The organism is Acidobacteriota bacterium (genome assembly GCA_040752915.1).
In the GTDB taxonomy this organism is placed as follows: domain Bacteria; phylum Acidobacteriota; class UBA4820; order UBA4820; family DSQY01; genus JBFLVU01.
In genome coordinates this window covers 25,051-36,996 of sequence record JBFMHB010000030.1, presented here as the reverse complement: position 1 = coordinate 36,996, position 11,946 = coordinate 25,051, and the positions used below count along the sequence as shown (strand labels likewise).

Sequence of the window (11,946 nt, the reverse complement as noted above, 5' to 3'; positions counted from 1 at the left end):
GCGGCCGCCTCGGCTTCCTTGCACTCGGCCCACCGGCGCCGGGACGCGCCTTCCTCCGCTTCGCTCCGGAAGGCAGGCCGCACAAAACGGGCCCAAAAAGATCTTGGACAGGCTTCCCGCCTTTCCCCTTTCAGCCGGCGAAAGATGGCCCGCGGCGCACCCCCCTTGACAACGCGGGGGGGGGGTAGATTCGAACCCATGGAACCCGTTGGACCGATTCCGCCGCCCGGAGGACGGAGAGGGGTTTGGAGGCGGCCGTCTCAAGAGGGGGAGAAGAATGAAGGAGAAAGACGCCGAAGGGAGATGGCACAGCAAGTCCTTGCTCCGAAGAGTCCTGGGGGGTACTCTTCTGGCGGCAGGGCTTGAGGATGGCCAAGAAAGGCAGAAGAGGCAGAAGGCCTGTCTCTACAATGTCCGCACATTCCCGCGAACCCGCCCGTTTTCCCTCCTTCCTGGGTTCGCAACATCGAAAACAACCCTTTGAGAACCACCCATGCTGACACGGTCTTTTTCTGCAGAAACTAGGCAAGCCATGGAGAAAGGATGCCGCATAGGCCTGGCGAGTCCGTTGCTTCTGGCCGCATTGGGACTGGCGGTCAGGATACACGCGGCGACCTGTTCGGAGTACATCCCCGTCCAATGCGCTTCCGTCCGGGATGCGGCGGCAGGCGTACCGTGGACCGTAGAACACACTGCGAAATTGCAGGAGATCTTCTCTTCGGTGGATACGGTTCAGCAATTCCTCTGCACCTTCGTATACCCCTACGATGAAGATTCCCCGTCTTACAGCGTTGTGTCCCGGGCCTACACGGGTCTGACGTTTCAAGACGAGGAGGGCGCAACCTATCCGGAGTTCGACGTCCACGTGTACCAGGAGTACGGGTTCGTAGACCTCCATGGTGACGGCAGGGTCGCTCTGCTGTGCGTTGCAGAAAACGGGAAAGCCGATTATCTGGTCCTGGTCGAACAAGTTGGCGGTCTGTTTCACCAGCGCAGAATCGGCAATCAAGGAGAATACCCGACCCTCGCCAGTCGTCTTTATCGTCCAGAGGGATCCGGGGGTAACCGCATCCTGGCCGACGAAATCCTGGAGTGGCCTGAGGGATGGGCTTTTGCGGACGGATTGCCCGGGATCCCGCACGTGTACGAATGGAACGGGCAGGACTGGGTCCTGGCGGACACGAAGCACAAGGACTACTACGCCAAGGTGGTCTTGCCGCCCCTGGAGGCGAAGCTGGCCCAAGGACCCTGCCCGGGCGAGGACGCAGCCCTCCAGGCCAAGTGCCGCTACGGGCTGGAGAAGGAAATCGCCGCCGTGAAGGCCATCCTCGCCGCGCCGTAGGCGGGCGACAGCGAGACCTTCGGTGGATTCCCGCTACCCCTTCCGGGCGGGTTCCGGGGCGAGGGGCGCCGATGGCGCGGCGGAAGGGATCGCCAGACGGAAGGGCTGGAGGCGGGCGTACCCGGCGGACCGCCAGAGCCACTCCGCGGGTCCGAAACGGTACCGCCTCAGCCACCAGGCGCTTGCCGCCACCTGGATCGCGTAGAAGGAGGCGGCGATTCCCAGGCCCGCCGCGGAGCCGATCTTGCCGTACAGGCCGAGGCCCCAGCCGTAAAACACCGCCGTCATGACCAGGCTCTGGAGAAGGTACTGGGTGAGCGCCATGCGGCCCGCCGCGGCGACGGCGTCCAGGAGACTCCGCGCCCGGCCGCTCTGCCAGAGCAGGAGGAGCAAGGCGCCGAATCCCAGCCCGAGAAGGGGCATGTGGTAGATCTGCGAGAGGCTCAGGGGCAGGGCCAGGAGTTTGGCCCAGGGGCCGTGGCTCCGGGCGTATTCCGCGAGGGGACGGATGAAGAGGTTGACGCCCCCCGTGGCCAGCCCCAGACCGCTGAGCCAGAGGGCCGCGCGCCGGATCCTGGGCAGGTTCGTCGCGGGGTTCTGCAAGATGCCGGACCGCCAGACGGCGAGGCCCACCAGGAAGTTCAGGAGGACGAGAACCAGCCCCCCGGCCATCATGCCCAGGTGTTCGAGGTAATCCTGCAGGCGGAACACCAGGATGTCCCACCATCCCGTCTGGCCGTATCCCTCCAGGAGCTTTTGCGCCATGGCCGACGCATCGGCGAGGGCCTGGGCGCGCCTCTCGCCGTTCTGCGGGGAAGAGAGGCGGACGAAGCCGAAGATGGCGCCGGCCACCCCGGCGAGCCCGAGGAGGGTCCCCAGCCAGATGTGAAGAGTTCGTGTCCTTCGCTTCAGGAAGGCGAAGAGCGGGAGGGCCATGAGGGCGTACATCGTGAGGATGTCTCCGTTCCAGATCAGCACGATGTGGGCCGCCCCGATGGCGAAGAGGGCTCCGATCCTCCTGAGCGCGAAACCCCAGAAGGAGCCCCCGCGCGCGAGCTTTCGTTCCATCTGGATGGACAGGCCCACGGCGAAGAGCATGGAGAAGAGCGTCATGGCCTTGCCCTCGACCAGGAGGGACAGGAGGTCGTCCACGCAGTCGTTGAGAAAGCCGGGGTGGGTGTGGCCGCTCCATACGAAGAGTTCGTAAGGGCCTCGGAAGAAGTATTGGAGGTTCATGGCCAGGACGCCGAAGAGGGCCGCGCCCCGGATGAAGTCGATGTGGGCCAGGCGCTCCTCCGGCAGGGCCGGAGCGAACTCTCCCGTCTCGTCACCCGGAATGGGCTCGCCTTGGATGGGCGCCGGCTTCGGCGTGATCTCAGGATGGTTCATGGATTCCCCTCCTCCCATGGTGCTCCGTGCCGGCCAATCGCTTGAGTCTACGTCGGGCGAGGGTCTTTGGTTCCAGCGAGGCGGGCCGGCCGGCGCGGCTTCCCGTTCCCCCCCTCCCGCGCTATCCTGAATGGGGAGGCGCCGTGGGCCTGAGGATCCTCGACCGGTACATCCTTCGGGAGATGGCGGGGCCCTTCGCCATCGGGCTCGTGGTGTACTCCTTCTTCTTCCTCATCAATCTCCTTTTCCAGCTGGCGGGCCTGGTCATCCAGCAGGGCCTCTCGGCCTCGGCGAGCGGGGTCCTCTTCCTGCTGAGCCTGCCCAACCTCCTTGCCTACACGATCCCCGTGGCGCTCCTGGTGGGCACCATCATCGCCTACGGCCGACTGTCGGCGGACAGCGAGATCGTGGCCATGCGCGCGGGCGGCCTTCGGGGGGCCGCCTTTCTTCGGGCCCCCCTCCTGTTCGGAACGGCCCTCTTCGCGCTCCTCCTGGCCTTCAACCTGTGGCTCATCCCCGCCTGCCGGGCCCAGTCGGACCGGATCCAGACCGAATCGGCCCAGGCCCTGAACCTGGTCCGGCTCCTCAAGCCCGGGGCCTTCTTCGACCGGGTGCCGGGCGTGCTCCTCTACGCGAGGTCGGCGGACGTGGCCGCAGGCCGGTACGAAGGGGTCTTCGTCTTCAACCGGACAGGCCCCTCGGTGGACATCCTCACCCTCGCGGACTACGGAAGGGTGGTGCGCTCCCCCGAGTCGGGCACCCTCACGTTCCTTTTGGAGAAGGGCGAGACGATCCAGTTCAACCGGAAGACGCCGGGCAAGGTCCAGGTGGCGACCTTCGAGGAGCAGGCCCTCACGGTCGAGACCGCCCCCGACACGGCGAAGAGCCAGCGCAAGAGCCTGACGGAGTTGTCCACGCGCGAACTCCTGGGGCGCCTCCGACTCCCCCAGGGGAACGCGGGAGCCCAGGAGGCGGAGCGGATCCGCAACGGCCTCTCCTACGAACTCCACCGGCGCCTGGCCACCGCCTTCGCCGCCCTCATCTTCGTCCTGGTGGGCGTGCCCCTGGGCATGGTGAACCTGCGGGGCGGCAAGGGCGCCGGCTTCAGCCTCTCCCTCATCGTCCTCCTGGTCTACTGGATCCTTCTGTCGGCCCTGGCGGACCTGGCGGTGGCGGGGAAGGTCCGGCCCGACGTGGCCGCCTGGTTCCCCGATGCCCTCCTCCTCTTCGCCGGGCTACTCTTCCTGGCCCGGAAGGACCGGATGGCCGAGCCGCTTTGGATGCGCCCCTTCCTGCTCCTCTTTCCTTCCCGGGAGCCCTCGTCTGCAGGCACGTCCCCCCGGGGGAGGTTCCGGCTCGGGTCCTGGCTCAAGATCCTGGACCGGTACCTCCTGGGGCAGATGCTCCGCTACGCCTTGCTCATCGGGCTCTCCGTGCTCCTTCTGGACTGGATCATCGAGATCCGGGGGCTCTCCGAGTTTCTCTCGGGGGCCGACAAGGGGAAGGTCCTCTTCAAGTACCTCCTCGCCCGTTCGCCCGAGGTGCTCACGCTCCTGGCCCCCCTCGCCGTGCTCATGACGGTGCTGGTGACCTTCGGAATCCTGGAGCGGACGAACGAACTGACGGCGCTGAAGGCCTCGGGCATCTCCCTCTTCCGGCTCTGCCTCCCCGCCCTGGCCCTGGGCGCCGCGGCGGGGTTCCTCACGTGGGGGTTCCAGGAGGCCGTGGTGCCCGCCGCCAGCCGGAAGGCCCTGAACCTGCGCGACAAGCTCAAAAACTACACGGCCCGGAACGTGGCCAGCACCATGGACGTGTGGCTCTTCGCGCCGGACCGAGGGGCCCTCTTCCATTACAACCACTACGACGCCCGCTCCAAGTCCTTTCAGGGGTTCTCGGTCTACGGCCTGGACCCGGACCGGTTCCGGATCCGCAGCCGCACCTTCCTCAAGCGCAGCTCCTTTTCGGAGAAGACGAGCCTCGAATACGCCAAGGGATGGAGGTGGGACCGCGGGGCGAGGCCCGCTTTCGAGGAACTGGCGCCGGGGCGGCTCGACGTGAAGCTCCCACTGGATTACTTCGTCCTGCCGCCCCAGCGGGAGGGCCGGTACTTCTCCTCTTCGGAGCTGAGGCGTCTGATCCGGCGGCTGGAGGAGCGGGGGTTCCCCGCCGATCAGCAGCGAATGGACTACTACAAGAAGTTCTCCGAAGGAAGCGCGCCCCTCGTGCTCCTCCTCGCCGGGCTCCCCTTCGCATTCCTGGCGGGCCGCAGGGGCTCCCTGTACGGCATCGCCATCGCGCTCCTCCTCGTGGTGGGGTTCTACACGCTCTCGGCGGTGTTCAACTCCGTAGGGGTCATGGCCTGGCTCGACCCTGCCCTGGCCGCGTGGGCGCCCGCCTTCCTCTTCGCCTGCGCGGGGGGCTTCCTGCTCCTCAACCTTCGAACCTGACGCTCCCTCGCGTTGACGGCAGCCGGCCAAAGGGGATAAGTTGAAAGGCGGTTCCACCCCCGGCTGGGGGGAGCGGAGGTTCTTGCCATGCGCCGGAAAACCGCGTTGTGGGTCGCCGCCGTCGCGTCCGCCGCGTTCATCCTGACTCCCGAGGCCCGCCTCCGGGTCGGCGATTCCCTCGACGCCCGGATCGAGAGCCCCCATCCCGTGCGGGGAGGGATGTGGAGCCAGGAGGTCGTCCTTCCGGGGGCCACCTTCCTCAGGTTCCACCTGGACACGCTGGACCTCGGTCCCGAGGATCTCTTCCTCCTCCACGACGGGGCGGGCGCGCTGGTTTTCTCCCACGTGGGGCCCCTCGATGGCCGGTGGCTGCCCTCCGTGGACGGCGATCGGGCGGTGCTCGAGGTCTGGCCCGCAGAGGGCTCCATGCCCTGGGGGCTCGTAGTGGACGGCCTGGCCCGCGGGTCGGAGCGAATCCTCGCCGAATCGGCGGACCTCGATCCCGAGTCCATCTGCGGCTCCAACGACTCCCGCGATCCGGCCTGTTACGGTCCTTCCCTCCGCTCGGCCGGGGACGCGGTGGGGCGGATGCTCTTCGAGGACGATGGCGGGGGCTGGTACCTTTGCACCGGGTCCCTCGTTTCGCCTTACGAGCACTTCCTGACGAACAACCACTGCGTGGATTCGGAGAGCGAGGCCAACTCCCTGGAAGTGCGGTGGCGCTACCAGTACTCGGGGTGCGGCACCGGGGTTCCCTCCACGGAAACCACCACCACCGGAGCCCATTTCCTCTCGACGAACCAGAAGCTCGACTACAGCCTCCTGTACTTCGAATCGGACGATCCGGCCGCCCGGTACGGCCACCTCACCCTCGGGGACTCCACGCCCGCCACGGGAACGCGGATCTGGATCCCTCAGCACCCCGGGGGGAGCCCGAAGCGGTTCGGCGTCGCTTCCGATTTGGACGCGGGCGGAAACGCCACGATCCAGGCGGTGGGCCTCAAGGGGAACGCCAAGAACTCCGACGTGGGGTACTTCGCGGATACCGAGGGCGGCTCCTCGGGCTCCCCCGTCCTGACCTACAGCGAGCCCTACCGGGTGGTGGCCCTCCACCACTTCGGAACGGGCGGCGCCGCCTGCGACTCCTCGGCCATGAATCAGGGCGTGGACATCGGTAAGATCGCTCCGGAGGTGGCCCCGTATCTGGAGGCCCCCCAGGCGGCCACCATGAAGAAGGTGTCCACCCCCTCCTTCCGGTTCGTCGTCACCGGGACCCACTTCACGCCCCACACCACGGTCACGATCAACGGGGCGGCTTGGTCCAGTGTTGCGTACAAGTCGAGCACGAAACTCGTGATCCAGGGCGGAGCGGACTTGAAGTCCCAGGTCCCCAAGAACACCCCCGCCACCTTCACCTTCGCCAACCCGGGCATTCCTGCCACCACCTTCGTGTGGCAGTGGCCCTAGGCGGCGCTTTCGGATGAGGCTTCCATGAAGATCCTGTCGGGAGCGGCGGCGGCCGCCGCCGCCAAGGGGAGCGCCCTGCAGGCGTTGTGGACCTTCCCCTCCATTGTCGGAAGCGCCTTCATGATCGCCTGGGCCGCCGAGTCGGCCCAGTTTTTCATGTCGCAAGGCCTTTCCCTGGCCATCCTGGCCTGGGTCCAGACCCTTCCCGAATTCGCGGTGGAGGCCGTCATCGCGTGGCAGGCCCCCCGCACTCCCGACGGCATCCACCTGGTGTCGGCCAACTTCACCGGGGCCGTCCGGCTCCTCGTGGGTCTCGGGTGGCCCATGATTTACGCTACGGCGGCCGTCTTCCACCGCCGAAAGTACGGAAGGCCCCTCAACGTCATCCGCCTGGAGCCGGAGCACAGCGTGGAGGTCATGGGCCTCCTGGCCGGTGTCCTGTATTTCACGGTCGTCGGGCTCAAGAGCCGTCTCTCCATCTGGGACGGGATCATCCTGACGGGCATCTACGCGGTGTACATGTTCGTCCTGAACCGCATCCCGCCCAAGGAGCTCGAGGATCCCGAGGGCGAGGAGTGGCCCATACGGAAGATCGTGGTCATGGCCCCCTGGAGGCGGAACCTGACCATCGGGTTCCTGTTCATCGGCGGGGCTGTCCTCATCTACTTCACGGCCGAGCCCTTCCTCCACTCCCTGCTGGCCATGGCCCTTTCCCTGGGGGTCTCCCAGTACGTGTTCGTCCAGTGGGTGGCTCCCTTCCTGAGCGAGTTTCCGGAGAAGCTGTCGGCCTTCTACTGGGCCCGGCGGATCACCGGCGCGCCCATGGCGCTCATGAACATGGTCTCCTCGAACATCAACCAGTGGACCATGCTCGCGGCCATGATCCCCTTCGTGTACGCGCTCTCCGCGGGACACGTGGAGCCCATCCCCTTCGACCACGCCCAGCGGTTGGAGATCTTTCTGACTCTGGCCCAGTCGGCCTTCGCCGCCTGCCTCCTCGTCAACATGGCCTTGGCCTGGCACGAGGCCCTGGTCCTCTTCGCCCTCTTCGCGGCCCAGTTCTTCATCCCCTCGCTGAGGGAGGAGGTCACGATCCTCTATTTGGCCTGGGTCTGCTATGAGGTGCTGAGGTGGCTCATGCGCTACGAGCGCCCGGCGGCCTTCATCGAGTTCGGAAGGCTCTTTCGGGAGAGGGTGCTGAAGCGGGGCTGAGTCCGCGGGAAGAAGGGGCGCCCTCCGCGGCGTTTTGCCAGTGGGCCGCTCCGCTGGGGCGGGGGAGTCTCGAGTGGATCCGAGCTTTTACAAGACTCTTCTCGACAACCTGTATGACGGCGTCTACTTCGTGGACCGGGAAAGGCGCATCACCTATTGGAACCGCGGCGCGGAGCGCATCACCGGGTACTCCGCGGCGGAGGTCCTGGGCCATCGGTGCATGGACAACCTCCTGGCCCACGTGGATCTGGAGGGGTGCGCGCTCTGCACGGGGGCTTGCCCCCTGGCGCGGACCATGGCCGATCGTGCCTCCAGGGAGACCGAAGTCTACCTCCACCACCGGGACGGCCACCGCGTGCCCGTCCTCGTGAGAACGGCGCCCATCTTCGGGTCCGACGGCGCCGTGACGGGCGCCGTGGAGGTCTTCACGGAGCACACCTCCCGCGTCGCCGCCCTCGAACAGGTGAAGGTCCTGGAGAGGCTGGCCTACCTGGACCCCCTTACGGAGCTTCCCAACCGCCGCTTCGCCGAGATGGGTCTCGACGCGGCCCTCAATGAGCTCAACCGCTTCGGCTGGCCCTTCGGCGTCCTCATGATGGACCTGGACCGGTTCAAGGAGATCAACGACGGGTTCGGCCACGAGGCGGGCGACCGGGTTCTCCGCATGACGGCCCGCACCTTGGCGTCGGCCTCCCGCTCCTTCGACCTCGTGGGTCGGTGGGGAGGCGAGGAGTTTCTCGCCGTCGTAAAAAACGTTTCACCGGCGGGGCTTCGGGCCGCGGGGGAGAAATTCCGGTTTCTCGTGGAGAGCTCGAATCTGGAAATAGCCGGGCGCCGGGTCTCGGTGACCCTCTCCGTGGGGGCCGCCTCCGCTTCCCCGGGGGAGGAAGCCGGCGAACTCCTGAAGCGCGCCGATGAGGCGCTCTACGCCAGCAAGAACGCCGGCCGGAACCGGGTGACCCTGGCCCGGAGGAATTCGAGGGTGGAGGCGGGGGGGGCCTAGGGACAAGGATCGGCCCTTCGCTGGCGCCCACCGGTCTCAGCGCACCTCGCCGGGAAGAACCCATCGTCCCAAAGTCCCGTCCCTTTTTCTCAGCAGGTCCGCCATATGGCGGTCGCCCAGGTCGAAGGCGAGCCCCAGGGGCGTGAACCCGTCCGCGTTTCTCAAATGCGTGTCCGCCCCCTTTTCCAGAAGGGAGGCCACCGCCGGGGCGAGCTGGCGGCGGACGGCCGCGTGAAGTGGCGTGTCGCCCTTTTCATCCCGTGCGTTCGGGTCCGCCCCCCCGTCGATCAGGAGCTGGGCGAGGCGCGCGTCCCTCCTCAGAATGGCCGCGTGGAGGGGAGTCCGCCCTTCCCGATCCCGTGCGGCCGGGTCGGCGCCCCGCTCGAGGAGGAGTCCGGCCAGTCCGCCTCGAAATCCCTCGGAGGCCTCGAAGAGGGGGGTTCGCCCCTCCCCGTCCGAAACGTTGGGATCGGCGGCCGACTCCAGAAGCCTCAGAACCAGGTCCTTCCGGCCCAGGGCCACGGCGGCGTGGAGGGCGGTGCGACGCTCGGGCGGAGCGGAGCGCGAGGGGTCGGCTCCGGCGTCCAACAGAAGGGCCAGCAATCTCCGGTCACCCGAATCGGCGGCCAGGACCAGGGGCGGGGTCACGCCGCCGCCTGTCCCGTCCGGGGAGGCCCCGGCGGCCAGGAGGGAGGCCGCCATCTCACCGTCCCCCAGATCCACCGAAAGGGCCAATGCGGTGTTTCCGTCGAAATCGGCCGCGTCCGGATTCGCGCCGGCCTTCAGGAGCCGCCGGACCTCCTCCCGCTCCCCGCTGCGCACGGCCTTCAACAGCTCCGCCTCGATGGGTCTTCCCAGAACAGCGCCCCGGCCTCTCAAGACCTCGGCCGTTTCGGAATGGCCCCGTTCCACGGCCGCCGTGAGGGGAGTGGCCCCGTCTGCCGTTTCGGCGGACACGTCCGCTCCCGCCGCCAACAGGCGCAGGGCCGCTTCCGTGGCCCCGGAGCCCGCGGCGGCGTGCAGAGCCGTCCGCCCGTCCTTGTCCCGGGCCGATACGTCGGCGCCCCGCGCCAGGAGTAGCCCAAGGGTTTCGGTCTCTCCCGAGGCGGCGGCGTAATGGAGGGCGGTGCGTCCCTGCGAATCGGCCTCGCTCGGGTCCGCCCCCGCCTCCAGAAGGACTCGAACCGTCTCGGGGGATCCCACGGAGAGAGCGAGATGCAGGGGGGTCTCGCCGGCCCCCTCCGTGGCCGGGGAGTGGGAGGCCCCGGCGTCCAGGAGCCTCCGCACCGACTCCGCTCTTCCCGTGGATGCCGCTTCGTGGAGGGGCGTGCGCCCCTCTCGGTCCCGCACGTTGGGGTCGGCCCCCGCATCGAGAAGGAGATCCCGAATCTCCGGGGCGTCCGCCTCCACCGCGAAGTGCAGGGCCGTCCGGCCCTGTTCGTCCCGGACGTCGGGGTTGGCCCCGAGGGCCAGGATATCCGCCAGACTTTCGGTGTTTCGAGTGGCCGCCGCCCAGATCAGAAGGGGCAGTCCGAAGGGCCCCGCGGCGCCGTCCACGTCCCCGGAGCCCAGCCGGGCGCCTCCCTTTCTCAGGGCCTCCACGGCGGCGAATCGGCCCAGCCGGAGGGCCCTCCCCAGGGGAGTCTCCTGGCGGATGTTGCGCGCGGCGGTGGAGGCGCCCCGGGCCAGCAGCGCCGAACAGATTTCGGCGTCGTTGGCCGATGCCGCCAGGTGCAGGGGCGTATCGCCCGAGACGTTGGGGGCGTCCGGGTCCGAACCCCATGCGAGCATCAGAGAAACCACCTCGTCCTTGGCGTGGAAGCAGGCCCAGTGGAGAGGCGTCCAGTCGTCCAGGTCCCGGTCACCCACGCCGGCACCCTGGACGAGGAGATGCTCGCAGGCTTCCTTGTGCCCGGCCATGGCCGCCAGGTGGAGGGGGGTGAACCCCTCGGCGGTGCGCGCCTTGAGCCGGGCTCCCCGGGACAGGAGCAGGTCGGCGATCTCCCGCTGGCCCACCAGGGCCGCCACGTGCAGGGGGGTGTATCCGTCTCCGCTCTCGGCGTGGAGGGAGGCTCCGCCGAGGAGGAGGACCGCCACGGCCTCCTTGCTCCCGGCGTGAACCGCCCAGTGGAGGGCCGTCTCCCCCGTGCGTGTCCGGGCGTCGGGATCCGCTCCCGCCTGCAGCAAGATCGAGCAGAGGGCCGCGTGTCCCCTCCGGGCGGCGAAGTGGAGGGCCGTCCAGCCGTTGTCGTTCTTCGCCCGGACGTCGGCCTTGGCCGCCAGGAGGGCCGCGACGGCTTCGGGCGACCCGTCCGCGGCGGCCGTGTGGAGCGGGCGGACCCCTTCCGCGGAGGTGGCATTGACGTCGGGGGAGCGCTCCAGAAGGAGCCGCAGGGTGTCCAGGTCGGAGGAGGCCGCCGCCAGGTGAAGGGGAAGGAACCCCTCGCGGTTCCTCGATTTCGGGTCGGCGCCCGCCTGGAGGAGAAGTCGGCACACCTCGGCGCGGCCGCGGTGGGCCGCCTGGTGGAGAGCCGTGAGGCCTTGCCCGTCGGTGGCGGCGGGGGAGGCGCCCTGGGTCAGAAGGTAGGCGCAGACGTCGGCGCGCCCCGCGGAGGCGGCCCACATGAGCGCCGTCCAACCCGTCTCCGTCCCGTCCTCCACGATTTCCCGGTCGTCGACGGGGACCCGGCAGGTTTCGATCAGGTACCGGACGACCCCCAGGTGGCCCTCACCGGCGGCGGCGCCCAGGGTGTTCCCGTAAAAACCCTGGTCCGGAGGGTCAAGGCGCAGGATCCCCTTTCCTCTTGGATCCGCGCCCTTTGCCACCAGAAGGCGCAGGATGTCCTCGCGGCCGTTTCGCGCGGCCCACAAGGCGGGGGGTGCGAACGGAAAGCCCGGTCCCTCGGGGTCGGCGCCGGATTCGAGGAGGTTCTTGACGGTGGCCGCGTTTCCCTGATGGACGGCCTGAAGGAGAGTCGGGTGGGCCGGATCCTCCCACTCCTGGGCCGCCGGCGCCGCCCCCAGCGCGGCGGCCAACAGGACGGGAACCAGAACCCGGAGCCCCCCCCGCGTGCGCATCATGACCG

The 11,946-nt window shown here is 68.3% G+C and carries 7 protein-coding genes; 5 read left to right on the top strand and 2 right to left on the bottom strand.

What is annotated here, in order from left to right:
• Positions 1-721: 721 nt before the first annotated feature.
• Positions 722-1,342, top strand: coding sequence for a hypothetical protein (locus AB1824_07310; protein ID MEW5764771.1), 621 nt, complete (start codon positions 722-724; stop codon positions 1,340-1,342).
• 33 nt (positions 1,343-1,375) lie between these two features.
• Here AB1824_07310 and AB1824_07305 read toward each other — a convergent pair whose 3' ends face one another.
• On the bottom strand, positions 1,376-2,731 hold the full coding sequence (locus AB1824_07305) for a DUF418 domain-containing protein (protein ID MEW5764770.1): 1,356 nt from the start codon (positions 2,729-2,731) through the stop codon (positions 1,376-1,378).
• A 143-nt stretch (positions 2,732-2,874) separates the two neighbouring features.
• On the opposite strand from AB1824_07305, the gene AB1824_07300 reads away from it, so the two are divergent.
• From AB1824_07300 to AB1824_07285, 4 genes are all read left to right on the top strand, one after another.
• A complete protein-coding gene (locus AB1824_07300; protein ID MEW5764769.1) occupies positions 2,875-5,178 on the top strand; it encodes an LptF/LptG family permease in 2,304 nt (767 codons plus the stop codon).
• 87 nt (positions 5,179-5,265) lie between these two features.
• Entirely contained in the window at positions 5,266-6,645 is a 1,380-nt protein-coding gene (locus tag AB1824_07295; GenBank protein ID MEW5764768.1) for a serine protease, read from the top strand.
• Positions 6,646-6,669: 24 nt separating this feature from the next.
• Positions 6,670-7,857, top strand: coding sequence for a sodium:calcium antiporter (locus AB1824_07290; GenBank protein MEW5764767.1), 1,188 nt, complete (start codon positions 6,670-6,672; stop codon positions 7,855-7,857).
• Positions 7,858-7,930: 73 nt separating this feature from the next.
• Entirely contained in the window at positions 7,931-8,860 is a 930-nt protein-coding gene (locus AB1824_07285) for a sensor domain-containing diguanylate cyclase (GenBank protein MEW5764766.1), read from the top strand.
• A gap of 36 nt (positions 8,861-8,896) precedes the next feature.
• On the opposite strand, the gene AB1824_07280 is transcribed toward AB1824_07285, so the two are convergent.
• Positions 8,897-11,941, bottom strand: coding sequence for an ankyrin repeat domain-containing protein (locus AB1824_07280; protein MEW5764765.1), 3,045 nt, complete (start codon positions 11,939-11,941; stop codon positions 8,897-8,899).
• Positions 11,942-11,946 lie beyond the last annotated feature (5 nt).

What these genes read in the sequence shown, in the direction of transcription:
- AB1824_07305 (MEW5764770.1), bottom strand. Translation starts at nt 2,731, where the DNA reads ATGAACCATCCTGAGATCACGCCGAAGCCGGCGCCCATCCAAGGCGAG.
- AB1824_07295 (MEW5764768.1), top strand. Translation starts at nt 5,266, where the DNA reads ATGCGCCGGAAAACCGCGTTGTGGGTCGCCGCCGTCGCGTCCGCCGCG.
- AB1824_07290 (MEW5764767.1), top strand. Translation starts at nt 6,670, where the DNA reads ATGAAGATCCTGTCGGGAGCGGCGGCGGCCGCCGCCGCCAAGGGGAGC.
- AB1824_07280 (MEW5764765.1), bottom strand. Translation starts at nt 11,941, where the DNA reads ATGATGCGCACGCGGGGGGGGCTCCGGGTTCTGGTTCCCGTCCTGTTG.